Raw genomic sequence first — 26,330 nt, 5'->3', positions numbered from 1 at the left:
TCCACCCGCACTGCCGCAGCGGCACAAAAATGTTAAAAAGTCTATATAGAACGGTGCGTTATATATCTGTAGTCTTCGCGGAACTTATTCCGCGTAGTTGCACTCGAAGGAACAAGTCACTTATTCCACCAAGGAGAAACACACCCATGCGTAAACCTTTTGCTTTTGCTCTGATGCTGGCCGCTGCCATGGGCCTGGCCGCTTGCGATAAAGCGAGCGAAGACAAAGCCCAGGACGCACAGCAACACGCCGAGCAAGCCCAGGAGAAAGCGGGCGAAGCTCAGGATAAAATGAACGAAGCCGCCAAGGAAAACGCTGAAGCCGCCAAAGATCAGGCTGAAGCCGAGCAGAAGGCTGCCGAAGAAGCCGCTCCGGCTACTCCGGCTCCGGAAGCCGCGCCAGCTACCCCTGCGCCAGAAACTGCTCCGGCAGAACCTGCCAAGCAGTAATTGGCTAAAACAAAAAAACCCGACACTGTCGGGTTTTTTTGTACCTGCAATTTACGGATTAAACGTTTCAGTTACCCGTGGCCGTACTTTCCCGGGCCGGTTCACCCGGCACACTTTCCGTGGGCGTGAACACCATCACATCCAGCACATCCGAATGGAACTCGCGACGGTAGAGAATCAACACTACCCCGACGCTCATGGCCATGAACAACCACGGGCTGATGAACCAGCTCAACATGGCCATGCCAAAGTAATACGAACGCAGGCCCAGGTTGAACTGGTTGGCGGCAAGCGACAATACCCGCGCCGCCCGCGAGGCGAATGCCTTGCGCTCCAGTTCGTTGACCAGCCGCTCCCCGATCATGGGCGCCGAACCCACCAGCACCGCTGCAAAGTTGTATTGGCGCATGCACCAGCTGAACGTGAAAAACGCGTAGACGAAGACCGTGGCCAGGCACAGCAGCTTGATCTCCGACATGCCCTGGGAGGTCTGCTGCACCAGCGGCAAGTCGGCCAGCAGCGACAGCGCCCGGTCGGAGGCACCGAGCACGGTAAGGATGCCGGCGAGGATGATCAGCGTGCTGGAGGCAAAGAACGACGCGTTGCGTTCGAGGTTGCCGATCACGCTGGCATCGGCGATACGGTTGTCGCGCAGCAGCATGCGGCGCATCCAGTCCTCACGGTACAGGTGCAACACACTGGCAAGGCACGCGGTGTCGCGGCCCTTCCAGATGGCATAGCGGGTATAGCCACCCCAGCACAGGGCAAACCAGGCGATAGCCAGCAGGTTGTTGAGGTTGCTTTGGATGAAGTTCATGCAGGGTTCCCGAAAGGGCCAGATGCCTAGAGGATAGGGATCAGGTTTCGACGCTGGCAAGCGGCAAAAGACACAGCTGCACTGTGAAATGTGCATGGCTGGCGCAATCAGCTGTAGGAGCGCAAGGCAAAGGGGTTGCCCAAAAAAAGCCCCGCTTCCTTTCGGATGCGGGGCTTTCGCGTCTAGACCCTTGGCGAGCACCCTTCGGCTTGTGGCCGGTGCCGCCCTCAGGCTTCAACTTTTCAGGTCAGGCCAGCGCCTCGCGCGGCTTGCCAAGCATGCGGTCGCAGGCCACGGCGCCAACCAGAGTCACCACCGAAGGCACCAGCCAGGCAAGGCCTTGGTCGCTCAGCGGCAAGTGCGCCATGAAGTCCGGCAGCACGTGGGCGATGCTGCTGCCCTTGATTGCGTCGACCATGCCGAACAACAGCGACACCAGCATCACCGGCGCCAGGATGCGGGTCGGCGAGTTCCACAGGTCTTTCACGAAGCTCAGGCCCACCACCACGATGCAGGGTGGGTAGATGGCGGTGAGTACCGGGATCGAGAACATGATCAGCTTGGTCAGGCCCAGGTTGGAGATCAGCAGCGAGGAGCCTGCCAGGATCACTACCAGCGCACGGTACGACAGCGGCAAGATCTGGCTGAAGTACTCGGCACAGGCGCAGGTCAGGCCAACCGCAGTCACCAGGCAAGCCAGGGCGATGAGTACGGCGAGGAAGCCGCTGCCCAGCGAGCCGAAGGTGTGCTGCACGTAGGCATGCAGTACCGCCGCACCGTTGGTAGCGTCAGCCGCGATATCGTGGCTGCCGGCACCCAGGCGGAACAGGCTGATGTACACCAGGGCCAGGCCGACACCGGCGATCAGGCCGGCGATGATGGCGTAGCGGGTGATCAGCTTCGGCGACGTGACACCGCGCGAGCGGATGGCGTTGACGATGACGATACCGAACACCAGGGCACCCAGGGTATCCATGGTCAGGTAGCCATCGGAGAAGCCCTTGGAGAACGCGGCGGCGGCATAGGCCGGCTGTGCTTCACCAATGGTGCCGGCCGGCAGCGCGAAGGCAGCGATGCCCAGCACGGCCAAGGCGATGATCTTCAACGGGGCCAGGAAGCGGCCGACGGTGTCGAGCAGCTTGCCCGGGTACATGGACACGGCCAGCACCACGGCGAAGTACACCAGGCTGTAGATGAACAGCGCCAACGGGCTTTCACCGGTCAGCGGTGCAACACCTACTTCGAACGACACGGTCGCCGTACGCGGGGTGGCGAACAGCGGGCCGACCGACAGGTAGCACACAGCCGCCAGCAGGCCGCCGAAGAATTTGCCGATCGGGCTGCTAAGGGCATCCATGCCGCCACCGACCTTGGCCAGGGCGACCACGGTGATGACCGGCAGACCCACGGCGGTCACCAGGAAGCCTAGTGCTGCCATCCAGACGTGCGGGCCGGACTGCAGACCGACGATAGGCGGGAAGATGATATTGCCCGCGCCAACGAAAAGCGCAAACGTCATAAAGCCAAGCGCCAGGATATCCTGGCCTTTGAGAACTTTCATTTAAGGTAGTACCACACTGCTGAAATCGGGATTCGAGAAGGGATTTCCCCAGGGGTGAGGGAAATGCTGCCCGGCTTGATAGGCCAGACCCGTTTAGCGTGTCGTTCCCTTTTGGGGAGCGGGCACAGAGTGGCGCGTAGATTAACCGTTTTACCCGGCAAACGCACTGTTACAGTGCTGCTTGTCCGATGTGCGTACATGTTTGTCGTCTGGATATCTGTGCCAAGCGATAATTTATTGCCAATTAGCGTGAATGTCTGGTGGAAAAACCTGATAAAAACTATCGAATGTTCCATGTCGATAAAATATCCGGCGCAACAACGACAAAGGCCACCCGAAGGTGGCCTCTGTGCGCGTGGGGGGTGTAGCAGTATTACTTCTTGGCTTCCCAGCCAGTCAGCTCGGCCAGGGCCTTGCCGATGTCAGCCAGGGAACGCACGGTCTTCACACCAGCGTCCTGCAGGGCGGCGAACTTCTCGTCCGCAGTGCCTTTGCCGCCGGAAATGATGGCGCCAGCGTGGCCCATGCGCTTGCCCGCAGGTGCAGTAACACCGGCGATGTAGGAAACGACTGGCTTGGTCACGTGGGCCTTGATGTAGGCCGCGGCTTCTTCTTCAGCCGAACCGCCGATCTCACCGATCATGACGATCGCTTCGGTCTTCGGGTCTTCCTGGAACAGCTTCAGGATGTCGATGAAGTTGGAGCCCGGGATCGGGTCACCGCCGATGCCGACGCAGGTCGACTGGCCGAAGCCGGCGTCGGTGGTCTGCTTCACAGCTTCGTAAGTCAGGGTGCCGGAACGCGAAACGATACCGACCTTGCCTGGCAGGTGGATGTGGCCTGGCATGATGCCGATCTTGCACTCGCCCGGGGTGATGACACCTGGGCAGTTAGGGCCGATCAGGGTAACGCCCAGCTCGTCGCACTTGACCTTGGCATCCAGCATGTCCAGGGTAGGAATGCCTTCGGTGATGCAGACGATCAGCTTGATGCCGCCGAAGGCAGCTTCCAGGATCGAGTCTTTGCAGAACGGAGCCGGTACGTAGATGACCGAAGCGTCAGCGCCGGTAGCTTCCACGGCTTCCTTGACGGTGTTGAACACCGGCAGGCCCAGGTGGGTGGTGCCACCCTTGCCTGGGGTTACGCCGCCGACCATCTTGGTGCCGTAGGCGATGGCTTGTTCGGAGTGGAAAGTACCCTGCGAGCCGGTGAAGCCCTGGCAGATGACTTTGGTGTCTTTATTGATCAGGACGCTCATTACTTGCCCTCCGCAGCTTTGACAACTTGTTGAGCAGCGTCGGTCAGGCTGGTTGCCGCAATGATGTTCAAACCGCTTTCTGCCAGTACTTTAGCGCCCAGTTCGGCGTTGTTGCCTTCGAGGCGAACCACAACCGGAACTTTGACGCCGACTTCTTTCACTGCACCGATGATGCCTTCGGCAATCATGTCGCAGCGAACGATGCCGCCGAAGATGTTGACCAGGACGGCCGCGACATTGCTGTCGGACAGAATGATCTTGAAGGCTTCGGTAACGCGCTCTTTGGTAGCACCACCGCCAACGTCGAGGAAGTTGGCTGGCTTGCCGCCATGCAGGTTGACGATGTCCATGGTACCCATGGCCAGGCCGGCACCGTTGACCATGCAGCCGATGTTGCCTTCCAGGGCCACGTAGTTCAGCTCGAAGCTGGCAGCGTGGGCTTCACGAGGATCGTCCTGCGACGGGTCGTGGAAGGTTTTCAGCTTAGGCTGACGGTACATGGCGTTTGCGTCGATGTTGATCTTCGCATCCAGGCAGTGCAGGTCGCCGTCGGCCTTGATGACCAGCGGGTTGACTTCCAGCAGGGCCAGGTCGTGTTCTTTGAACAGCTTGGCCAGGCCTACGAAAATCTTGGCGAACTGTGCAACTTGCTTGCCTTCCAGACCCAGCTGGAATGCCAGTTCACGACCCTGGAACGGCTGAGCGCCGACCAGTGGATCGATAGTAGCCTTGATGATCTTCTCAGGAGTTTCGTGAGCGACTTTCTCGATGTCCACGCCACCTTCGGTGGAGGCCATGAACACGATACGGCGGCTCGAGCGATCGACTACAGCGCCCAGGTACAGCTCTTTGGCGATGTCAGTGCAGGATTCGACCAGGATCTTGGTCACTGGCTGACCGTTGGCGTCGGTCTGGTAGGTTACCAGGCGCTTGCCCAACCATTGCGCAGCGAACGCCTTGGCGTCTTCCTTGCTGCGAACCAGCTTGACGCCGCCCGCTTTACCGCGACCACCTGCGTGAACCTGGGCTTTTACAACCCACTCGGAACCGCCGATCTTGTCGCAAGCTTCTGCTGCAGCTTCAGGGGTATCGACTGCGAAACCCTTGGAAACTGGCAGGCCGTATTCAGCGAACAGCTGCTTACCCTGATACTCGTGAAGATTCATGCTTTTTACCGTCTTCGTTAGGTACTGCGCTTCGGCGCTGCGCCATTACTGGCGCCGCACCACCTGTGACCGTTGACCCCGGGTTTTCCCGTGTGATCCGGTCCGGCGGACGTTCCGCGGTGAGTCATGCACGCAAGACTCACGACGGGCTGCCCGCCGTGGTTTCTTATAATTAACGCTTCTTACGGTTGGCCACGTGAATGGCGCCGCCATTCACCGCCAGCGCTGCTTCATGCAACGCTTCGGACAGGGTTGGATGGCTGAAGACCATCATGCCCAGATCCTCGGCACTGGTGCCGAATTCCATTGCGATTGCACCCTGCTGCACCAGTTCGGCAGCCGATGGGCCAATCACGTGTACACCCAGAACGCGGTCGGTCTTGGCATCGGCGATGACCTTGACGAAACCACCGGTGTCGTTGGCTGCCATCGCACGGCCGCTGGCCGCGAACGGGAAGGTGCCTACGTTAACCTCAACACCCTCGGCCTTCAAGGACTGTTCGGTCTTGCCGACCCATGCAATTTCAGGGTGGGTGTAGATAACCGACGGGATCAGGTCGTAGTTCATCTGGGCCTTGTGGCCCTTGATGCGCTCGACAACCATGATGCCCTCTTCCGAGGCCTTGTGGGCCAGCATCATGCCGCGTACCACGTCACCGATGGCGAACACGCCCGGAACGCTGGTGGCGCAGTGATCGTCGACGAAGATGTAGCCACGCTCGTCGATGGTCACGCCGCTGTCCGAAGCCAGCAGGTCGGTGGTTACAGGGCGACGGCCGACCGCAACGATCAGCTTGTCGAAGGTGATCTTCTGCTCGCCTTCGGCGTTGGTGTAGGTCACTTCAACTTCGTTGCCGTTGACTTTAGAGCCAGTGACGCGAGCGCCCAGCTTGATGTCCAGGCCTTGCTTGGTCAGGGTCTTCTGGGCTTCTTTCGACACGGCAGTGTCGGCAGCCATCAGGAAGGTGTCCAGGGCTTCCAGGACGGTAACTTCAGCACCCAGGCGAGCCCATACCGAACCCAGTTCCAGGCCGATCACGCCAGCACCGATAACGCCCAGGCGCTTCGGTACGCTCTGGAATTCCAGGGCGCCGGTGGAGTCGACGATGACGTTCTGGTCGACCGGAGCCGGCGGAATGTCGATCGGGCGCGAGCCGGAAGCCAGGATCACGTTGTCGGCTTCGATGACTTCGGTGGTGCCGTCAGCCTTGGTGACTTCGACTTTCTTGCCAGCCAGCAGCTTGCCGTGGCCCTGGATCGAAGTAACGCCGTTGGCCTTGAACAGGGTGGCAACGCCACCGGTCAGGTTCTTGACGATGCCAGCCTTGCGGCCAACCATCGCAGCAACGTCCATCTTCACTTCGCCAGTGGAGATACCGTGGACATTGAAGCTCTCTTTGGCTTCCTTGTACTTCCAGGAGCTGTCCAGCAGCGCCTTGGAAGGAATGCAACCTACGTTCAGGCAGGTACCGCCCAGGGCCAGCTTGCCCTCGGCGTCAGTGTATTTCTCGATACAGGCAGTCTTCAGACCAAGTTGGGCAGCCTTGATAGCAGCAACATAGCCGCCAGGACCTGCACCAATCACCACTACGTCGAATTTCTGGGTCATAAAAGATTCCTTATCAGCAACTAGCTACAAGCCGCGAACCGCGCGGCATGGCTTCTCGCGAAGCCAGGGCCGGCACGGTACGCAGCCAGAGGGTTAGATGTCCAGCAGCAGGCGGGACGGATCTTCCAGCAGGTTCTTGATAGTGACCAGGAAGGTTACCGCTTCCTTGCCGTCGATCAGGCGGTGATCGTACGACAGCGCCAGGTACATCATCGGGCGAATCACGACCTGGCCATTGATGGCCATCGGGCGCTGGATGATGTTGTGCATGCCGAGAATGGCGGCCTGCGGCGGGTTGACGATCGGGGTCGACATCATCGAACCGAAGGTACCACCGTTGGTGATGGTGAAGGTGCCACCGGTCATCTCTTCGATGGACAGTTTGCCGTCACGGGCCTTCTTGCCGAAGGTGGCGATGCCGTTCTCGATTTCAGCCAGGCTCATCGATTCGGCGTTACGCAGTACCGGTACCACCAGGCCACGGTCGCTGGACACGGCAACGCCGACGTCGGCGAAGCCGTGGTAGACGATGTCGTTGCCGTCGATCGAGGCGTTGACCGCCGGGAAGCGTTTCAGGGCTTCGGTAGCGGCCTTGACGAAGAACGACATGAAGCCCAGGCGCACGCCATTGTGGGTCTTCTCGAACAGGTCCTTGTACTTAGAACGCAGGGCCATGACTTCGGTCATGTCCACTTCGTTGAAGGTGGTCAGCATCGCCATGTTGGACTGGGCTTCGACCAGACGCTCGGCGATCTTGGCGCGCAGGCGGGTCATCGGCACGCGCTTCTCGGTGCGGTCGCCAGCAGCGACGACAACCGGGGCAGCAGCAGCGGCAGGCTTGGCAGCCGGGGCAGCGGCAGGTGCCGACTTCTTGTTGGCAACAGCAGCAACCACGTCTTCCTTGGTGACGCGACCGCCTTTACCGGTACCGGCAACGGCAGCCAGGTCAATGCCGTTTTCTTCAGCCAGCTTGCGGGCGGCCGGGGCAGCAACCGGGTCATCTTCGCCAGCAGCGACAGCAGCGGCAGCCGGAGCAGCAGCAGGAGCGGCTGCGGCGGCAGGAGCCGCGGCAGCACCGCCTTCAACGATCGAGCCCAGCAGTTCGTCGGACAGGACGGTGTCGCCCTCGCCCTTGACGATGTCGCCCAGCACGCCATCGGCGGTAGCCAGTACTTCCAGGACAACCTTGTCGGTCTCGATGTCGACGATCAGCTCGTCACGCTTGACGGCGTCGCCCGGCTTCTTGTGCCAGGTGGCAACGGTGCCATCGGCAACCGATTCCGGGAAGGTTGGGGCTTTGATCTCGATAGCCATTATCTGTGTTTCCTTAAATTCGGTTTCAGGTGCGCGAAGGCGTTAGACAGTGAAGGCGTCTTGCAGCAGTTTTTCCTGCTGTTCGGCGTGCTTCGAAGCGTAACCACAGGCTGGTGCGGCAGACGCGTCGCGACCGGCGTATTCCAGGACCAGTGCCTTGTTGTGGCGGCCCAGGATACGGCGCATGTGGTGCTGGCTGCTGTACCAGGCGCCCTGGTTCATCGGCTCTTCCTGGCACCATACGGCGTGCTTGAGGTTGCTGTATTGCGCCAGGATTTCGACCAGGTCGTCTTCCGGGAACGGGTACAGCTGCTCGAGACGCAGGATGGCGATGTCTTCGCGGCCTTCGGCACGGCGTTTTTCCAGCAGGTCGTAGTAAACCTTGCCGCTGCACAGCACCAGGCGCTCGACCTTGGCCGGATCGATTGCGTCGATTTCCGGGATCACGGTCTGGAACGAGCCTTCTGCCAGTTCTTCCAGGGTCGAGATGGCCAGCTTGTGGCGCAGCAGCGACTTCGGCGTCAGGACTACCAGCGGCTTGCGCAGCGGGCGGATGACCTGGCGACGCAGCAGGTGGTAGATCTGTGCCGGAGTGGTCGGTACGCAGACCTGGATGTTGTGCTCGGCGCACAGCTGCAGGTAACGCTCCAGACGCGCGGAGGAGTGCTCCGGGCCCTGCCCTTCGTAACCGTGTGGCAGCAGCATGGTCAGACCGCACAGGCGGCCCCACTTGTGCTCACCGCTGGTGATGAACTGGTCGATCACCACTTGCGCACCGTTGGCGAAGTCGCCGAACTGGGCTTCCCAGATCACCAGCGCGTTCGGCATGGTGGTGGAGTAGCCGTATTCGAAGGCCAGTACCGCCTCCTCGGACAGGAACGAATCGTACAGATCGAAACGTGGCTGGCCTGGGAACAGGTTCTGCAACGGAATGTAGGTGCTGGCGTCCTTCTGGTTGTGCAGCACCGCGTGACGGTGCGAGAAGGTGCCACGGCCGATGTCCTGGCCGGTCATGCGGATCGGGTGACCTTCGAACTGCAGGGTGGCGTAAGCCATGGTCTCTGCATAACCCCAGTTGATCGGCAAGCCACCGGCCTGCATCTTCTGACGGTCTTCGTAGATCTTCGACACCTGACGCTGGACCACGAAACCTTCCGGCAGCTCAAGCAGCTTGGCCGACAGATCCTGCAGGGTCTTGAGGTCGAAGCGGGTGTCGTGACGCGCGGTCCAGGCATGGCCCAGGTACGGACGCCAGTCGACGAACAGCTCGCGGTTCGGCTCCTTGACCAGGCTCTTCACCACGTGCAGGCCATTGTCCAGCGCGTTGCGGTACTCGTCGATCTTGGCCTGAGCGCGCTCGGCGTCGATGCGACCGGCCTGGATCAGCTGCTCGGCATACAGCTCACGGGTAGTGCGCTGCTTGCTGATTTGCTGGTACATCAGCGGCTGGGTGCCGTTAGGCTCGTCAGCCTCATTGTGGCCACGGCGACGGTAGCAGACCAGGTCGATGACCACGTCACGCTTGAACTGCATGCGGTAGTCGATGGCCAGCTGGGTGACGAACAGCACTGCTTCCGGGTCATCGCCGTTCACGTGCAGGATCGGCGCCTGGATCATCTTGGCAACGTCGGTGGCGTACTCGGTGGAGCGCGCGTCCAGCGGGTTGCTGATGGTGAAACCAACCTGGTTATTGATCACGATGTGCACGGTACCGCCGGTCTTGAAACCGCGGGTCTGCGACATCTGGAAGGTTTCCATGACCACGCCCTGGCCGGCGAATGCTGCGTCGCCGTGGATCGAGATCGGCACCACCTTGTCGCCAACGGTGTCGTTGCGGCGGTCCTGACGGGCGCGCACCGAACCCTCGACCACCGGCGAAACGATTTCCAGGTGGGACGGGTTGAACGCCATGGCCAGGTGCACTTCGCCACCCGGGGTCATCACGTTCGAGGAGAAGCCCTGGTGATACTTCACGTCACCGGAGCCCAGCTCGTTCATCTTCTTGCCTTCGAACTCGTCGAACAGCTCGCGCGGGTTCTTGCCGAAGGTGTTCACCAGCACGTTCAGGCGGCCACGGTGGGCCATGCCGATCACGACCTCCTTGGCGCCGTAAGAGCCGGAACGCTGGATCATTTCATCCAGCATCGGAATCAGGCTCTCGCCGCCTTCAAGGCCGAAACGCTTGGTGCCCGGGTACTTGGTGCCCAGGTACTTTTCCAGGCCCTCACCGGCGGTCACGCGCTCGAGCAGGTGAGCCTGCACGTCAGCGGAAAACTCCGGACGACCGCGCACGCTTTCCAGACGCTGCTGGAACCAGCTGCGCTGCTCGGAATCGACGATGTGGGTGAATTCGGCGCCAATGGTGCGACAATATGTCTTCTGGAGTGCATCGAAGATGTCGCGTAGGCTCGCCTCCTCTTTGCCGATGAACAGGTCGCCGGCACGGAAGGTCGTATCAAGATCGGCATTGGTCAAGCCGTAGTGATTGATCGACAGGTCTACGGGCGCTGGACGCTGCCACAACCCCAACGGGTCAAGCTTGGCAGCCTGATGGCCGCGCATACGATAGGCCTGGATCAGTCGCAGAACTTCAACCTGCTTCTTCTCGTGTTCACTGCTCACGCTCCCGGCGGACACCGGTTGGGCGCGGCGCTGGTTCTTTGCCAGCAGTACGAAATGGTCGCGGATTGTCGAGTGCGATACATCAGTAGCGGTGCTGCCGTCGGCTGGCAACTTCTGGAAGTAAGTGCGCCACTCTTCTGGCACAGCGTTAGGGTCGTGCAGGTAGAGTTCGTAGAGCTCTTCCACATATGCAGCGTTACCACCTGAAAGGTGGGCGCTATCCCACATGCGCTGCATCACGCTTTCTTGCATGCTTGGTCACCCTCGATTAGGGGACTGATCGACAAGAGCCACAGCAAACCTGGAAAAGTCCGAATAAAGCGACTGAACCACGCCACTTGGATCCTGCTGATTTTCCGGGTACCAGCCCGGAAAGCCCCTGCTGGTCTCATATCTTCATAGGTATGAACGCGGGCTTTGTGGGCCCTTGTTCGGGTTTTACCTCAGTGCGGGCTCACACCCGCACCTCGGCATACTGCAGGTACAACACGTTGTATCAGGTGCCGCTTTGCAGCAGCATGTTACGTACGTGACCGATTGCCTTGGTCGGGTTCAGACCTTTCGGGCAAACGTTTACGCAGTTCATGATCCCGCGGCAGCGGAATACGCTGAACGGGTCATCCAGGGACGCCAGGCGCTCCTGAGTCTTGGTGTCACGGCTGTCGGCCAGGAAGCGGTAGGCCTGCAGCAGTGCGGCGGGGCCCAGGAACTTGTCCGGGTTCCACCAGAACGACGGGCAGGAAGTCGAGCAGCAAGCGCACAGGATGCACTCGTACAGACCGTCCAGCTTGTCACGCTCTTCAGGCGACTGCAGACGCTCGATGGCCGGGGCCGGCGTGTCGTTCTGCAGGAATGGTTTCACCTTCTCGTACTGCTTGTAGAAGATGCTCATGTCGACGACCAGGTCACGAATGACCGGCAGACCCGGCAGCGGGCGCAGAACCAGCTTGTTGCCCTTGACCACGCCCGACAGCGGGGTGATGCAGGCCAGGCCGTTCTTGCCGTTCATGTTCATGCCATCGGAACCGCACACGCCTTCACGGCAGGAGCGACGGTACGAGAAACCCTCGTCCTTTTCCTTGATCAGCGCCAATACATCGAGAACCATCAGGTCCTTGCCGCCGGTATCGACGTCGAACGACTCCATCTTGGGCGCCGAGTCGGTGTCGGGGTTGTAACGATAAACTTCGACTTTCAACATAGCAGCCACCCTTAGTAAGTCCGGATTTTTGGCTCGAAGGCCGGAACGGTCTTCGGCGCAAAGTTGACACCGCGCTTGGCAACGCGCTTCTCACCCGGGTAGTACAGGGTGTGGCACAGCCAGTTTTCGTCGTCACGGTCTTCGAAGTCTTCACGGGCGTGAGCGCCGCGGGACTCTTTACGGGCTTCGGCCGCGATGGCGGTAGCTTCGGCGACTTCCAACAGGTTCTGCAGCTCCAGCGCTTCGATACGCGCGGTGTTGAAGGCCTGGGACTTGTCGTTGATCTTGACGTTGGCGATGCGGTCACGCAGGCCGGCCAGTTGCTCGATACCCTTGAGCATGTACTCGCCGGTACGGAATACACCGAAGTAGTTCTGCATGCAGCTCTGCAGCTCGCGCTTGAGGCTGGCAACGTCTTCGCCAGTGGAGCGCTCGTTGAGCTTGTTCAGGCGGTTCAGGGCAACTTCGATGTCGGTGTCGCTGGCGTCGAGATGCTCGATGCCGTCGCTCAGCGCCTTCTCCAGGTGCAGGCCGGCAGCACGGCCGAACACCACCAGGTCGAGCAGCGAGTTGCCGCCCAGGCGGTTGGCACCGTGAACCGATACGCACGCCACTTCACCTACGGCGAACAGGCCAGGGATGATGTGATCCTTGCCTTCTTCGTCCATGGTGATCGCCTGGCCATGAATGTTGGTAGCAACGCCGCCCATCATGTAGTGGCAGGTCGGAACGACCGGCACCGGCGCGACGACCGGGTCGACGTGGGCGAAGGTCTTGGACAGTTCGCAGATACCTGGCAGGCGGCTGTGCAGCACTTCCTCGCCCAGGTGGTCCAGCTTCAGCAGTACGTGGTCCTTGTTCGGGCCCACGCCGTTGCCGGCGATGATTTCCTTGACCATGGAACGGGCAACCACGTCGCGGCCGGCCAGGTCTTTCGCGTTCGGCGCGTAACGCTCCATGAAGCGCTCGCCGTGGGCGTTGATCAGGTAACCACCTTCACCGCGGCAACCCTCGGTGACCAGTACACCGGCGCCAGCGATGCCGGTCGGGTGGAACTGCCACATCTCGATGTCCTGCACCGGTACACCGGCACGCAGGGCCATGCCGATACCGTCGCCGGTATTGATCAGGGCGTTGGTGGTGGAGGCGTAGATACGGCCCGCACCGCCAGTCGCCAGAACGGTGGCCTTGGACTTGATGTACATGGTTTCGCCGGTTTCGATGCAGATCGCGATCACACCGACAAAGGCGCCTTCCTGGTTCTTCACCAGGTCAACGGCATAGTACTCGTTGAGGAAGGTGGTACCGGCTTTCAGGTTGCCCTGGTACAAGGTGTGCAGCAGCGCGTGACCGGTACGGTCGGAAGCGGCACAGGTACGGGCAGCCTGGCCACCTTTACCGAAGTCCTTGGACTGACCACCGAACGGACGCTGGTAGATGCGGCCGGTTTCGGTCCGCGAGAACGGCAGGCCCATGTGGTCCAGCTCGAAGACCGCAGCCGGGCCTTCCTGACACATGTATTCGATAGCGTCCTGGTCACCGATGTAGTCGGAACCCTTGACGGTATCGTACATGTGCCAGCGCCAGTCGTCGTTCGGGTCGGCCGAAGCGATGGCGCAGGTGATGCCGCCCTGGGCGGATACGGTGTGCGAGCGGGTCGGGAAGACCTTGGTGACTACGGCAGTCTTGTGGCCGCCTTGAGCCAGTTGCAGCGCAGCACGCATGCCGGCGCCGCCGCCACCGATGATGATGGCGTCGAAGGAAATGGTTGGAATGCTAGCCATGGATCAGATACCCCAGAGAATCTGCACACCCCAGACGAAGTAAGCGAACATCGCAACGCCGCATACCGCCTGGAACAGGAAACGAATCGCAGTTGCCGACTTGCCGAACGACATAGGCGTCAGGTAGTCGGTTGCAATGGTCCACATGCCGACCCAGGCGTGAGCGCCCAGGGCAACGAGGGCCAGCAGACTGAAGATCCGCATCGCGTTGTTGGAGAACAGACCATGCCACTGGGTGTAGTCGATGCCTGGGTGGGCGATCACGTAGCCGATCAGGAAGAGGAAGTAAGCCGCGAGAACGACCGCAGAAACGCGCTGCGCCATCCAGTCATAGAGGCCCGAACGCGACAGGTTCGTGACATTGGTTACCATACCCAAACTCCCACCAGAACGATCAGCACCACGGAGATGACGATCACGATTTTCGAGCCCAGCTTGCCGCCTTCCAGCGTCTCACCGATACCCATGTCCATGATCAGGTGACGAACACCTGCCACGAGGTGATAAAGCAGGGCAGACAGCAGACCCCAGGTCACGAATTTGGCCAGCGGGCTGGTCAGACACGCCTTCACCTCACCGAAGCCTTCCTCGGAACCCAGCGATTTGCCCAGTGCATAAAGCATGATGGCAAGGCCGATGAACAGGATGACGCCGGAGATACGGTGCAAGATGGACGTGTACGCAGTGACAGGGAGCTTGATGGTCCTTAGGTCTAGGTTTACAGGTCGTTGGCTTTTCACGGCTTTTTTCACACTGAAGAGCCCCTAGCGAATCAGGGCAAAGTTGTTGGTAAGTGTACTGGTCAGGTACCCACCACCCAGGGAACGGCGACCCCCAGCAGTTCGGGCTTGCAAGCCCCTGGCGGTCGGGTGCCGAGTATAGACAGTTAGGCTGCTTATGACAACGTGACGGGGTAGCCCAAATAGCGCATTGCCTTTAACGAACAAAAGGCGTAAATGGGCGAGAATTTCGGGAAAAATCAGGCTTGAATGCCTGTTTCAACAAGCCTTTAGGCAAATTGACATCTGGATTTATCCCTCTATAGTGGTGCGGGCCCTGCGTGGGGGGTCTGTCTGATGATTTCAAGCATTAATAGGAGGCCACATGGCTGACAAAAAAGCGCAGTTGGTCATCGAGGGCGCTGCCCCCGTCGAGCTGCCCATTTTAACCGGCACCGTTGGTCCTGATGTAATCGACGTCCGCGGGTTGGGGGCCACTGGTCACTTCACCTTCGACCCTGGTTTCATGGCGACTGCCTCGTGCGAGTCGAAGATCACCTACATTGACGGCGACAAAGGTATCCTGCTGCACCGCGGCTACCCGATCGAGCAACTCGCCGAGCAATCCGACTACCTCGAAACCTGCTACCTGCTGCTCAACGGCGAACTGCCGAATGCCGAGCAGAAGGCCCAGTTCGTCAGCACCGTCAAGAACCACACCATGGTTCACGAGCAGCTGAAGTCCTTCTTCAACGGCTTCCGCCGCGACGCTCACCCGATGGCGGTGATGTGTGGCGTGGTCGGCGCCCTGTCGGCGTTCTATCACGACTCCCTGGACATCAATAACCCGCAACACCGCGAAATTTCCGCGGTGCGCCTGGTCGCCAAGATGCCGACCCTGGCCGCGATGGTTTACAAGTACTCCATGGGCCAGCCAATGATGTACCCGCGCAACGACCTGTCGTACGCGGAAAACTTCCTGCACATGATGTTCAACACCCCGTGCGAGATCAAACCGATCAGCCCGGTGCTGGCCAAGGCAATGGACCGGATCTTCATCCTCCACGCCGACCACGAGCAAAACGCCTCCACCTCCACCGTCCGCCTGGCCGGCTCGTCGGGTGCCAACCCGTTCGCCTGTATCGCCGCCGGTATCGCCGCACTGTGGGGCCCGGCCCACGGCGGTGCGAACGAAGCCGTCCTGACCATGCTCGATGAAATCGGCGATGTCTCGAACATCGACACGTTCATCGCCAAGGCCAAGGACAAGAACGACCCGTTCAAGCTGATGGGCTTCGGTCACCGCGTGTACAAGAACCGCGACCCGCGTGCCACCGTGATGAAGCAGACCTGCGACGAAGTCCTGCGCGAGCTGGGCATAAAGAACGACCCGCAGCTGGAACTGGCCATGCGCCTCGAAGAGATCGCCCTGACCGATCCGTACTTCATCGAACGCTCGCTGTACCCGAACGTCGACTTCTACTCGGGGATCATCCTCAAGGCAATCGGCATTCCGACCAGCATGTTCACCGTGATCTTCGCCCTGGCACGTACCGTGGGCTGGATCTCGCACTGGAAAGAAATGCTCTCCAGCCCGTACAAGATCGGCCGTCCGCGCCAGCTGTACACCGGCGAGCAAAAACGCGACATCACTGCACTGAAAGACCGCAAGTAAGCTTTTTAGCCGAACGCAAAAAGGCTGCCCTCGGGCAGCCTTTTTTATTCCAGGTCCTGATGGCCGCAGCTCGACCCTTGCGGGAGCCCCGCGTTAAACCTCAGTTTTTCTCAGCCCGTTCGCGCAGCCCTTTCAGGGTATTGAACGGCGCATCCACCACGAACTTGTTGGCCACCATCGCCGGCACGCTACCACCCGGCTCGGTGTGCACCTGGTAGGTCACTTCCGTGCTGTCGCCCTTGGGCACCAGCTTCCAGAAGCCCTCAACCTTGGCTACCCGCACAAAGCCCTTCTCTTCCGGTAGATAGGTCGGCTCTTCCTTCAGGTTCCGCACCAGGCTGCCGTCCGCTGCCTTGACAGTGGTCACATGCAGAATCGAATCCCGCGGCGTCACCGGCCATGGCGTATTGAACTGGGTGTAGGTCCAGCTCTGGTCACCCTCATGCTTGAGCAGCTTCTGCGACTTGCACTCGTGAATCCATGCGCAGGCGCCGACCACGTCTTCCTGCAACGCCTGCACCTTGGCCAGCGGCGCCTTGATCACGGTGACACCCTGATAAGCCTTGTACTTGGAGCCCGCCACTTCGCTGAGGGATACCTTGATCCCCTCCTCGTCCTTGGCCACCTGCCAGTTCTCGGCCCAGGCCGCAGGCGACAGCAGAACACCCACGCCACACAGCAGTGCAATACGCTTGAACGATCTCATATGTTTATCCTTGTTGTCGAAGATCCAGCCTGTCACGCCGCCGTCATCTGCTCCCACCAGCCAAGAATCCTGATTGCCTCGTCACGATCACTGCCGCACACCTCGACATCCGCCTTGAAGCCGCCACATACCGCCGGCCGCTCGGGCTTGCCGAACAGGTCGCAGAGGTTGGCAGCCGTCAGGTGCAGGCAGCGCTCGCCAGCCGGCTTGCCATTGGGCATGCGCGGCATCGCAGAAGTGATGGACGGGGCGATGCAGCAGGCACCACAGCCCTCACGGCAATTCATGGTCATTCACCAAAATCAGGACTCCCTGGAACAAAACGGGACGAACGTCCCTGGATAGTAACCGCTCAAACAGGCGTTTGAAATTACTGGCACGATGAAATTTGCCGTGACCCGGCAGTCAGTTCCCGGCTACTGGCGATACTCGAAATCGATGGCTGCCCCTTCCACGTCATGACGGCTGTCATTACGCAACTGCAGCTGCATTTCGTTATTGATCAACCGGCCATTGAGCTGGAACGGGCTGTCGCTGGTTTCCGGCTTTTCGGTAAACATGGGCGGCAGCAAAGGTTTGCGCCGCTGGATGGGCGACGGGGTACCCACATTCGGCTCCAGATTGTCGACCATATCGACAGGCAGGCTGAGGTCCAGCTTTGCCTTGGGCAATGGTTTGGCGACCGCTTTGCTGACCGGCTTGTGCGCCTTGTTCTTGCTGCCAGCCTTTTTCACCACCTGCTTCTGCGCAGGCTTGCCTGGCGCCTTTTTTTGCACATTTTTGCCCTGGGCTGCCTGCGCCTGGCTTGCCGGCTGCGCAGCCAAGGCTGGACTGCCCGGGTAGCAGAGCGGTGCAAGGCACAAGATCAAGGCAAAACGGCGCAAAGCTTTCATGGCAAATGGACAGACTGGCAAGAAAGGTGCGTATGCTCCATGTTCCACGGGCGGCTGGCAAGCCTTACAAAAGTGTGAGCGCAGGCTCCCTGCACAACTGCTGAGCCAGCAAACCCAGCGTAATCACTGCCCGCTCGGCCTCTTTGTTCCACGGGATGCCACAATTAAGGCGGATGCAGTGGTTGAACTGTTCCGTGTTACTGAATATTAACCCCGGCGCGATACTGATGCCTTGCTCCAGCGCCCGCACATGCAGCTCCTGGGTATTGACCCGCCCCGGCAGGCTTATCCAGAGGATGAAACCGCCCGTGGGCCGGGTCATCTGGGTACCCTCGGGGAAGTGCTGCTGCACCGCCAACTGGTAGGCACTGAGGTTCTTGCGATACTCCTGGCGGATGTAGCGCAGGTGCCGGTCGTAACCGCCATTTTCCAGATAGGCCGCCACCCCCATCTGCGTCACGCTACAGGCCGAATGGGTGGTGAAGGTCTGCAGGCGCTGAATTTCGTCCTGATAGCGCCCGGCGATCATCCAGCCAACGCGCACACCGGGGGACAGGGTCTTGGAGAAGCTTGAACAGTAGATCACCCGGTCCAGGCGGTCGAATGCCTTCAGCGCTTTGGTCTTGCCTTGCTCGAACATCAACTCGCCATAGATGTCGTCCTCGATAATCTGAATATCGAAGTCTGACGCCAGGCGCAGCAATTGCTTTTGCCGCTCCTCAGGGACCGTGCCACCCAGCGGATTGCTCAGGCGCGCCGTCAGTACCAAGGCCTTGATCGACCACTGGTTAGCCGCCAGCTGCAAGGCTTCAAGGCTGATACCCGTGGATGGATCGCTGGGGATTTCGATCACTTTCAGGCCGAGCAAATCGGCCAGTTGCAGCAACCCGTAATAGGTCGGCGACTCGGCAGCGATCAGATCGCCCGGGCGGGTCAACACGCGCAGGGACATTTGCAGGGCATCGACGCAGCCATGGGTCACGATCACTTCACGCGGGTCGACCAGCACGCCGGCATCGCGCATGCGAATGGCGATCTGCCGGCGCAGTGGCTCGAAACCGGGGCTGAACATGTAGCTGAAGGCACGCGGGCTGTGAAAGCGGGTGACCTTGGCAATTTGCTGATGCAGGGCACGCACTGGCAGGTAGTCGACATGCGGCACCGCGGCGCCGAACGGGAACACGCCATCACGGCGCGCCTCGGTCAGCACTTGCTGGATGATGCTGGCACGGGTGACCAGGCCTGGGCGCTCCACCCGGGCAATGTCCGGGGTTTGCGCGGTCAGGGCCGGCGTCTGGTGCACGTAGTAGCCAGATTGTGGCCGCGCGCGGATCAACCCTTGGTCTTCGAGGTTGGCATAGGCCTGCAGCACCGTGGCATGGCTGACATTGAGCTGGGCACTCATCTTGCGCACGGAGGGTACCCGCTCGCCTGGCTGGTAGACACCGCGACGGATGTCATCGGCCAGTTGCTGGGCGATACGCTGGTACAGCAGCAGGTTGGTCATGGCGGCGGCTCGTTGTTCTTATACGGCTCAGTGACGGTAGAGGATACCGTAACAGTTGCAAAGTGTACTGGGACAGTATGCAACATAGTCGACAATACAATAGCGTGATAGCTATCGAAACGACTAAGCCGACAAAAAGCGGGGCCGCATGGCGGCCCTTTCGCGGCACAAGGCCGCTCCTACAGGTTCTGCACATGTCTTGGGCTTGACACTACCCTGTGGGAGCGGCTTTAGCCGCGAACACCGGCAAAGCCGGTGCCGTCCTCCGCACGCCAGCGATCAGCGCGCAGGCGCGAGCCTGCCCTTGTCGTCGGAGAACACGATCTCCACGCGGCGGTTCTGCGCCCTGCCCCGCTCAGAGGCGTTGGCCTCGATCGGGTACTGGTCGCCATAGCCCTCGACCTGCAGGCGCTTTTCGTCGATACCAAGGTCCACCAGCATGTCGGCCACGGCCTGCGCCCGGTCGCGGGACAGTTTCAGGTTGTCTTCGGCCGCGCCAGTGCTGTCGGTATAACCTTCGATACGCACTACCCGCCGCGGGTTGAGCTGAAGGAACTGCACCAGCTTGAGCACGGTACGGCTGGCCGAATTCTTCAGCTCGGCACGGCCAGTATCAAACAGCACGTCACCCAGGGTCATCACCAGGCCACGATCAGTCTGCTCCGAAGCCAGCGCAGCGATCTGCGACTCGACCCACTTGCCTTGCTGCTGCACGCTGGCCAGCTTGGCCTCGCGCAACGCCAACTGCAGGCGCTGACGCTCGAGGTCAAGCTTGGCCTGGCGCTCCTGGTTCAGCGCCAGCTTGGCATGCTCACTGGCAATTTCACTGTAGCGCTGACTAAGGTAAGCGTAATGACGCACATCGGAACCGGTGCCGATATAGCTGGACAGGCGCTCGGCACGGGCCAGCGACTCACCTGCACGGATCACGTCACGTGGCGCACTGCGCAGCACATCGGAATCATCCTTGACCTTGGCGAAGGTGGCACTGGCTTCATCCAGCGCAGCAGAGCTGCGCTGGCTGGCACAACCTTGCAAGCCTGCTGCCAGCGCCAGCAACACCAGCGCGGCCAATGGTGTACGGCGCATCATGGCTGCACCTCCAGTTGCTTGCGCAAGCGCTTGACCCGCGACTGCAGCAGTTGCAGTTGCTCTTCGCTTTTCTGGTTCAGCACCTGGGCCTCGGCCAGGCGGGCATCAAGTTCGGCCTGCTCGGCGCGCATGCGCGCATCACGGTAGTCCTGGGTCAGCATGTTGGCCTTGGCCCGGGCCAGCTTGTCTTCAGCCATCTGCAGCGTTTCGACCTGCTCGGTGGCACCTACGGCCCTGGCCTGCTCCAGTGCCTGCTCGGAAATGCGCATCTGCTCGTCAGGGGCCGGATCATTGGCGCAGCCAGCCAGGCCGAGCACGGCCAAGGCAAGGATTAGTGGTTGGGTTCTCACGCAATCTTCCTAGTGTTTGGGGGCGTCCGCCGGCACCTGCAACTGCGCTTTCCAGCGCTCGACATTACGTTGCAGGACCGCCTCGGACGCACCGGAGATCGGCAATTCTGTCAGTTTTTTTGCCAATTGCCCACGCAACCAGCTGTCATTGCATGCCGAGTTGTGCGACAGGGCCAAGTACAGGCCTGGCCGGTCCACCGGCAGGCCGCGGGCGACCAGGTCATTGTTCATGCCCAGGCTCTGGGCCATGGCCATGCCCGAATAGCGACCAGCGAGTACATAGTCCACCTGGCCAAGCACCAGTTTCTGGAACGCCTGGGTCAGGTTCTGCGCCGGCACCAGCTTCAGCTGGGCCTTGGCAAACGCGGTAAAGGCCGGGGTCAGGCGCGCGCGTTCGGACAAGCTACCCTGGTACTGTGCCAGGTCCGCCGGGCCATCGAAGGTCAGCGTGGCATCGTGGCGTGTCCACACCAGGTATTCGTTGAGTTGAAGGGGTGGGTGGATGTAGTCCAGCGCGGTCAGTTGCTCCACCTGCAGCGGCGTATCGAGCAGCAGGTCCATACGCCCGCTGCGCACTTCCTCCAGGGCCTGGTCGCGACGGCCTGCACTCAGCACCTCCACCTTCACCCCCAGCTCGCCAGCCACCTGGCGCAAAAGGTCGACGTTGGCGCCTATCAGGTGTTTCGGGTCTTTTGGGTCCTGCCACGAATAAGGCGGCGCATCAGGGCTGCCGGTTGCCACCAGGCGCTCGCACTTGCCTGCCGCCATGGCCAGCGGCGAAGCCAACGCCACCATGCATGCCAGCACCCTGCCCGTTCCGCGCAACGTCATCCCTCACTCCTCAACCCATAAAAAAACCCGACCCTCAATGCGAGGGCCGGGTTCTTTATAAGTGATGCAGGCGGATCAGACCAGCTTTTCCAGCTCCGGAACCGCTTCGAACAGGTCAGCGACCAGGCCGTAGTCGGCCACCTGGAAGATCGGCGCTTCTTCGTCCTTGTTGATCGCAACGATCACTTTGGAGTCTTTCATGCCGGCCAGGTGCTGGATCGCGCCGGAGATACCGACGGCGATGTACAGCTGTGGCGCAACGATCTTGCCGGTCTGGCCGACCTGCATGTCGTTCGGCACGAAGCCGGCGTCGACCGCAGCGCGTGAGGCACCGACAGCAGCACCGAGCTTGTCGGCCAGGCTGTACAGATGCTTGAAGTTGTCACCGTTGCCCATGCCGCGGCCGCCGGAAACGACGATCTTGGCAGCGGTCAGCTCTGGGCGGTCGGACTTGGCCAGCTCTTCACCGACAAAGGCCGAGATACCGGCGTTGTGCGCGGCACTCACCGCTTCAACAGCAGCCGAGCCACCTTCGGCAGCGACTGGGTCGAAGCCGGTGGTACGCACGGTGATGACCTTGATCGAAGCGCTCGATTGCACGGTGGCAATGGCGTTACCGGCATAGATCGGGCGCTTGAAGGTGTCGGCGGACTCGACCGAGATGATCTCGGAGATCTGGTCCACGTCCAGCAGCGCGGCAACGCGCGGCAGGATGTTCTTGCCGTTGGTGGTGGCCGGGGCCAGCACGTGGCTGTAACCCTTGGCCAGCTCGACGATCAGCGGCGCGACGTTTTCCGGCAAGGCGTGGGCGTAGGCGGCGTTATCAGCAACCAGGACCTTGGCCACACCAGCGATCTTGGCAGCGGATTCAGCAACGCCACCGACGTTCTGGCCTGCGACCAGCACGTGCACATCACCACCGATCTTGGCGGCTGCGGCGACAGTGTTCAGGGTGGCCGGGGCAACGGCGCCGGCTTCGTATTCAGCGACAACCAGGATAGTCATTTAGATTACCTTCGCTTCGTTCTTCAGCTTCTCGACCAGTTCGGCCACCGACTTGACCTTGATGCCAGCGCTGCGGGCAGCCGGCGCTTCAACTTTCAGGGTTTTGTTGGTGGAGGCGAGGGAAACGCCCAGCGCGTCTGGAGTAACGGTCTCCAGCGGCTTCTTCTTGGCCTTCATGATGTTCGGCAGCGACGCATAGCGTGGCTCGTTCAGGCGCAGGTCGGTGGTGACGATGGCTGGCAGGTTCAGCGATACGGTCTGCAGGCCGCCATCGATTTCACGGGTGACGTTCAGCTTGTCGCCGGCGACTTCCACCTTGGAGGCGAAGGTGCCCTGGGCGTAGCCGGTCAGCGCAGCCAGCATCTGGCCGGTCTGGTTGTTGTCGCTGTCGATGGCCTGCTTGCCAAGGATGACCAGCTGCGGCTGCTCTTTGTCGACAACGGCTTTCAGCGCCTTGGCCACCGCCAGGGAGTTCAGCTCGTCAGCGGCTTCTACCAGGATGGCACGGTCGGCACCCAGGGCCAGGGCGGTACGCAGTTGCTCCTGGGCAGTGGTCGGGCCGACGGAAACGACGACGATCTCGGTCGCAACGCCTTTTTCCTTCAAGCGTACGGCCTCTTCCACGGCGATTTCGCAGAAGGGGTTCATGGACATCTTGACGTTAGCAAGGTCGACGCCGGAGTTGTCCGCCTTGACGCGAACCTTGACGTTGTAGTCGACCACTCGTTTGACAGCTACAAGAACCTTCATGGATTCCTCGTTACTCTCCGGTGAATAGATAGTCGCCTGGGGCTGAGCCCGGCGATGCGCGTGGGTACAAGGGCACCTCTAAAAACGTACCGGGAGCCAGTATCTTCACTGTGACCGAACAGTCTTGTCCGGACTCTTGCGACAAATACTCACGGGTCATTTTCTGTCGTGGCGTGTAAACTCCACTACAAACCGGCCCAAGGCCGCAAAACCCTGCTCCACACCTGGTCTTTAGAGGTGTACCTGCGCCCGGCTGCAAGCCTACGGCGAACGTAAAACCGCTCGTATCTTGACCGTAACACCCCATCCGGTCAATACGGCAAATCGGTCACCCTCCAGCCGTGTTCCTTTGATTTTACTGGCCTGCGGCAAATTCAAACAAACGTTTGTATTGGACCCGCCAAGTGGTGTAGATATAATGCGCGGCCAAGACAAAACGGTGTAGTCCGTCATTTGCGCAGCTACAGTTTCGCTCCCGTGATGAGCCACTGCGCGCAAACACCCATAAGACAAAGCAACAGCACGAGCCTTGATGAGTAGGAGAGAACCAGTGGAACGCGAATACATGGAATTCGACGTGGTCATCGTCGGCGCCGGCCCGGCAGGCCTGTCCGCCGCCTGCCGCCTGAAGCAGAAGGCCGCCGAAGCCGGTAGCGAAATCAGCGTCTGCGTGGTGGAAAAAGGCTCTGAAGTCGGCGCCCACATCCTCTCCGGCGCGGTGTTCGAACCCCGCGCCCTGAACGAACTCTTCCCCGACTGGAAAGAGCTCGGCGCACCGCTGAACACCGAAGTGAAGCGCGACGACATCTATGTGCTCAAGGATGCCGGCAGCGCCACCAAGGTGCCGGACCTGTTCGTGCCCAAGACCATGCACAACCATGGCAACTACATTATCTCGCTGGGCAACCTGTGCCGCTGGCTGGCCCAGCAGGCAGAGAACCTGGGCGTGGAAATCTACCCGGGCTTCGCCGCCCAGGAAGCGCTGTTCGACGACAACGGCGTGGTCCGCGGCATCGTCACCGGCGACCTGGGTGTCGACCGCGAAGGCAACCCGAAGGAAGGCCTGTACACCCCGGGCATGGAACTGCGTGCCAAGTACACCCTGTTTGCCGAAGGCTGCCGTGGCCACATCGGCAAGCAGCTGATCAAGCGCTTCAACCTCGACAGCGAGTCCGATGTCCAGCATTACGGCATCGGCCTGAAAGAAATCTGGGAGATCGACCCGGCCAAGCACGAGCAGGGGCTGGTGGTGCACACCGCCGGCTGGCCGCTGGACGTGGTAGCCAAGGACAACACCGGTGGCTCGTTCCTCTATCACCTGGAAAACAACCAGGTGGTGGTCGGCCTGATCGTCGACCTGTCCTACGCCAACCCGTACCTGTCGCCGTTCGACGAATTCCAGCGCCTGAAGCACCACCCGGTGATGAAGCAGTACCTCGAAGGCGGCAAGCGCATCAGCTATGGCGCCCGCGCCATCTGCAAAGGCGGCCTGAACTCGCTGCCGAAGATGGTGTTCAACGGTGGCGCATTGATCGGTTGCGACCTGGGCACCCTGAACTTCTCCAAGATCAAGGGCAGCCACACCGCGATGAAATCGGGCATGCTCGCGGCCGAAGCAGTAGCGGACGCATTGATCGCTGGCAGCGAGGGCGGCGATGCGCTGAACACTTACGTTGACGCCTTCAAGGCCAGTTGGCTGCACGAAGAACTGTTCGCCAGCCGTAACTTCGGCCCTGCGCTGCACAAGTTCGGCCCACTGTTTGGTGGTGCATTCAACTACGTCGACCAGAACTGGTTCGGCGGCAAGCTGCCGTTCACCCTGCACGACACCAAGCCGGACTACGCCTGCCTCAAGCTGGCTGCCGACTCGAAAAAGATCGACTACCCGAAGCCGGACGGCAAGCTGAGCTTCGACAAGCTCAGCTCGGTATTCCTCTCCAGTACCAACCATGAAGAGGAACAACCCTGCCACCTGAAGCTGACCGACCCGAGTATCCCGATCGCCAGCAACTTGCCGCTTTACGACGAGCCGGCCCAGCGCTACTGCCCGGCGGGCGTGTACGAAGTGGTCACCCAGGAAGACGGCAACAAGCGCTTCCAGATCAACGCGCAGAACTGTGTGCACTGCAAGACCTGCGACATCAAGGACCCGGCCCAGAACATCACCTGGGTCACCCCTGAAGGCGCTGGCGGGCCGAACTACCCGAACATGTAAGGCCTCTGCCCTGGCGGCAACAAAAAGCCCCCGGTTCTCACGAGCCGGGGGCTTTTTGTTACCGCCAAAATCAGGCAGTACGCACTTCCTCGAAGAGCTCTGGATGGCGATCCAGCAGCTTGAGCAGTTTCACCAATGCCACGGGTGGTGTGGTCTTGCCATTTTCATAACGGGAGAACGCGTTGACGCCACCACCGAAAATTTCCCCCGCTTCACGCTGGTCGAGATCGAACTTCCGGCGCATTGAAGCAATGAAGGAAGGATCCACAACAGTTGCGTTGACTTGGCGCTCGAATGCCGTCATCAGGTTACTGACACGCATGGCCTCATCGTGACTAAGTACACATTCACCACATGCGGAACAGTAATCGCCACTTACGTCCGGGATGACGGTTGCCCCTCCTTTATAGCTATAGGGCATGCCTTGAACATCAGGTGCAAGCTCCGCACCGCCGCATATTGGACATCTCATGGTTACAACCCCTTGAAAGACACGATGAGCACGTCGTCTACCACGGACACTTTCAGATAAACGTACCCAATTGCTGTAAGCGGACGATAGACGTCCTGCCAAACCCGATGATCCACATGGCTGGTCATGCTCTTGTAAAAATCAGTGCGCTCCAAACTGGAGATCACTTCAAGCATGCCCGGATAATCCATTCCCAGCGCTTTGGCGCCTCTCAGTGCAGCGCTTGTAGGGCTGATGCGCCTTGCAGCAGCCAAGACTTTTACCCGTTCCAGCGGACAGTGAGGCGTTCTCTTTTCCATGAGAAATTAACCTTCCAGGTTAAATTTGGCCAATA

25 protein-coding genes are annotated in these 26,330 nt (G+C 60.4%); 3 read left to right on the top strand and 22 right to left on the bottom strand.

What is annotated here, in order from left to right:
• The first annotated feature begins 146 nt into the window (after positions 1-146).
• A complete protein-coding gene (locus tag SB756_RS01130) occupies positions 147-449 on the top strand; it encodes a hypothetical protein (RefSeq protein WP_016498698.1) in 303 nt (100 codons plus the stop codon).
• 67 nt (positions 450-516) lie between these two features.
• On the opposite strand, the gene SB756_RS01125 is transcribed toward SB756_RS01130, so the two are convergent.
• The 11 genes from SB756_RS01125 to sdhC form a co-directional block, all read right to left on the bottom strand.
• Positions 517-1,266, bottom strand: coding sequence for a DUF599 domain-containing protein (locus SB756_RS01125; protein ID WP_063424499.1), 750 nt, complete (start codon positions 1,264-1,266; stop codon positions 517-519).
• A gap of 247 nt (positions 1,267-1,513) precedes the next feature.
• Positions 1,514-2,827 carry a branched-chain amino acid transport system II carrier protein gene (gene brnQ / locus SB756_RS01120; protein WP_016498696.1) on the bottom strand — a complete coding sequence of 438 codons (1,314 nt, stop codon included), beginning with the start codon at positions 2,825-2,827 and terminating at the stop codon, positions 1,514-1,516.
• 373 nt (positions 2,828-3,200) lie between these two features.
• Entirely contained in the window at positions 3,201-4,085 is an 885-nt protein-coding gene (sucD, locus tag SB756_RS01115) for a succinate--CoA ligase subunit alpha (protein ID WP_003254203.1), read from the bottom strand.
• Positions 4,085-5,251, bottom strand: a complete 1,167-nt coding sequence (gene sucC, locus SB756_RS01110) for an ADP-forming succinate--CoA ligase subunit beta (protein WP_008091914.1) — start codon at positions 5,249-5,251, stop codon at positions 4,085-4,087. Before sucC ends, sucD begins: the two co-directional genes overlap by 1 nt.
• A gap of 172 nt (positions 5,252-5,423) precedes the next feature.
• Positions 5,424-6,860 (bottom strand): dihydrolipoyl dehydrogenase, encoded by a 1,437-nt coding sequence (lpdA, locus tag SB756_RS01105; protein ID WP_341796336.1) that lies wholly within the window; start codon positions 6,858-6,860, stop codon positions 5,424-5,426.
• A 93-nt stretch (positions 6,861-6,953) separates the two neighbouring features.
• On the bottom strand, positions 6,954-8,174 hold the full coding sequence (gene odhB / locus SB756_RS01100) for a 2-oxoglutarate dehydrogenase complex dihydrolipoyllysine-residue succinyltransferase (RefSeq protein ID WP_341796337.1): 1,221 nt from the start codon (positions 8,172-8,174) through the stop codon (positions 6,954-6,956).
• 42 nt (positions 8,175-8,216) lie between these two features.
• Positions 8,217-11,048, bottom strand: a complete 2,832-nt coding sequence (locus tag SB756_RS01095) for a 2-oxoglutarate dehydrogenase E1 component (RefSeq protein WP_341796338.1) — start codon at positions 11,046-11,048, stop codon at positions 8,217-8,219.
• Positions 11,049-11,292: 244 nt separating this feature from the next.
• Positions 11,293-11,997, bottom strand: coding sequence for a succinate dehydrogenase iron-sulfur subunit (locus tag SB756_RS01090; protein ID WP_008091906.1), 705 nt, complete (start codon positions 11,995-11,997; stop codon positions 11,293-11,295).
• An 11-nt stretch (positions 11,998-12,008) separates the two neighbouring features.
• Complete coding sequence (sdhA, locus tag SB756_RS01085; protein ID WP_016488281.1) at positions 12,009-13,781, bottom strand: succinate dehydrogenase flavoprotein subunit; 1,773 nt, start codon at positions 13,779-13,781, stop codon at positions 12,009-12,011.
• A 3-nt stretch (positions 13,782-13,784) separates the two neighbouring features.
• Positions 13,785-14,153: a succinate dehydrogenase, hydrophobic membrane anchor protein gene (gene sdhD, locus SB756_RS01080; RefSeq protein ID WP_016498691.1), complete on the bottom strand. Its 369-nt coding sequence runs from the start codon at positions 14,151-14,153 to the stop codon at positions 13,785-13,787.
• Positions 14,147-14,533: a succinate dehydrogenase, cytochrome b556 subunit gene (gene sdhC, locus SB756_RS01075; protein WP_008091902.1), complete on the bottom strand. Its 387-nt coding sequence runs from the start codon at positions 14,531-14,533 to the stop codon at positions 14,147-14,149. The genes sdhD and sdhC overlap by 7 nt, the downstream gene beginning before the upstream one ends.
• 352 nt (positions 14,534-14,885) lie before the next feature.
• Between sdhC and gltA the strand changes: the two genes are divergently transcribed.
• A complete protein-coding gene (gene gltA / locus SB756_RS01070; RefSeq protein WP_016488282.1) occupies positions 14,886-16,175 on the top strand; it encodes a citrate synthase in 1,290 nt (429 codons plus the stop codon).
• 100 nt (positions 16,176-16,275) lie between these two features.
• On the opposite strand, the gene SB756_RS01065 is transcribed toward gltA, so the two are convergent.
• The 9 genes from SB756_RS01065 to SB756_RS01025 form a co-directional block, all read right to left on the bottom strand.
• Positions 16,276-16,881 carry an START domain-containing protein gene (locus SB756_RS01065; protein WP_341798913.1) on the bottom strand — a complete coding sequence of 202 codons (606 nt, stop codon included), beginning with the start codon at positions 16,879-16,881 and terminating at the stop codon, positions 16,276-16,278.
• Positions 16,882-16,913: 32 nt separating this feature from the next.
• Positions 16,914-17,168 (bottom strand): YkgJ family cysteine cluster protein, encoded by a 255-nt coding sequence (locus SB756_RS01060; protein ID WP_009684718.1) that lies wholly within the window; start codon positions 17,166-17,168, stop codon positions 16,914-16,916.
• A 129-nt stretch (positions 17,169-17,297) separates the two neighbouring features.
• Positions 17,298-17,774 (bottom strand): hypothetical protein, encoded by a 477-nt coding sequence (locus tag SB756_RS01055; protein WP_341796339.1) that lies wholly within the window; start codon positions 17,772-17,774, stop codon positions 17,298-17,300.
• 64 nt (positions 17,775-17,838) lie between these two features.
• Positions 17,839-19,281: a PLP-dependent aminotransferase family protein gene (locus tag SB756_RS01050; protein ID WP_016498688.1), complete on the bottom strand. Its 1,443-nt coding sequence runs from the start codon at positions 19,279-19,281 to the stop codon at positions 17,839-17,841.
• A 279-nt stretch (positions 19,282-19,560) separates the two neighbouring features.
• Positions 19,561-20,373, bottom strand: a complete 813-nt coding sequence (locus SB756_RS01045) for an OmpA family protein (protein WP_341796340.1) — start codon at positions 20,371-20,373, stop codon at positions 19,561-19,563.
• Positions 20,370-20,723: a DUF4398 domain-containing protein gene (locus SB756_RS01040; RefSeq protein WP_049275988.1), complete on the bottom strand. Its 354-nt coding sequence runs from the start codon at positions 20,721-20,723 to the stop codon at positions 20,370-20,372. Before SB756_RS01040 ends, SB756_RS01045 begins: the two co-directional genes overlap by 4 nt.
• Before the next feature lie 9 nt (positions 20,724-20,732).
• Positions 20,733-21,554, bottom strand: a complete 822-nt coding sequence (locus SB756_RS01035; RefSeq protein WP_341796341.1) for a substrate-binding periplasmic protein — start codon at positions 21,552-21,554, stop codon at positions 20,733-20,735.
• Positions 21,555-21,629: 75 nt separating this feature from the next.
• Complete coding sequence (locus SB756_RS01030) at positions 21,630-22,559, bottom strand: electron transfer flavoprotein subunit alpha/FixB family protein (protein ID WP_028613362.1); 930 nt, start codon at positions 22,557-22,559, stop codon at positions 21,630-21,632.
• Complete coding sequence (locus tag SB756_RS01025) at positions 22,560-23,309, bottom strand: electron transfer flavoprotein subunit beta/FixA family protein (RefSeq protein WP_016498683.1); 750 nt, start codon at positions 23,307-23,309, stop codon at positions 22,560-22,562.
• Between the two features lie 532 nt (positions 23,310-23,841).
• Between SB756_RS01025 and SB756_RS01020 the strand changes: the two genes are divergently transcribed.
• A complete protein-coding gene (locus SB756_RS01020) occupies positions 23,842-25,524 on the top strand; it encodes an electron transfer flavoprotein-ubiquinone oxidoreductase (protein ID WP_080642769.1) in 1,683 nt (560 codons plus the stop codon).
• A gap of 70 nt (positions 25,525-25,594) precedes the next feature.
• Here SB756_RS01020 and SB756_RS01015 read toward each other — a convergent pair whose 3' ends face one another.
• Both SB756_RS01015 and SB756_RS01010 read right to left on the bottom strand, forming a co-directional pair.
• Positions 25,595-25,996 carry a type II TA system antitoxin MqsA family protein gene (locus tag SB756_RS01015; RefSeq protein ID WP_341796342.1) on the bottom strand — a complete coding sequence of 134 codons (402 nt, stop codon included), beginning with the start codon at positions 25,994-25,996 and terminating at the stop codon, positions 25,595-25,597.
• A 2-nt stretch (positions 25,997-25,998) separates the two neighbouring features.
• Positions 25,999-26,295, bottom strand: coding sequence for a type II toxin-antitoxin system MqsR family toxin (locus SB756_RS01010; RefSeq protein ID WP_410910004.1), 297 nt, complete (start codon positions 26,293-26,295; stop codon positions 25,999-26,001).
• Positions 26,296-26,330 lie beyond the last annotated feature (35 nt).

Source organism: Pseudomonas sp. SIMBA_068 (assembly GCF_046534705.1).
GTDB lineage: Bacteria > Pseudomonadota > Gammaproteobacteria > Pseudomonadales > Pseudomonadaceae > Aquipseudomonas > Aquipseudomonas putida.
This window is presented reverse-complemented; position numbering and strand designations above follow the sequence as displayed.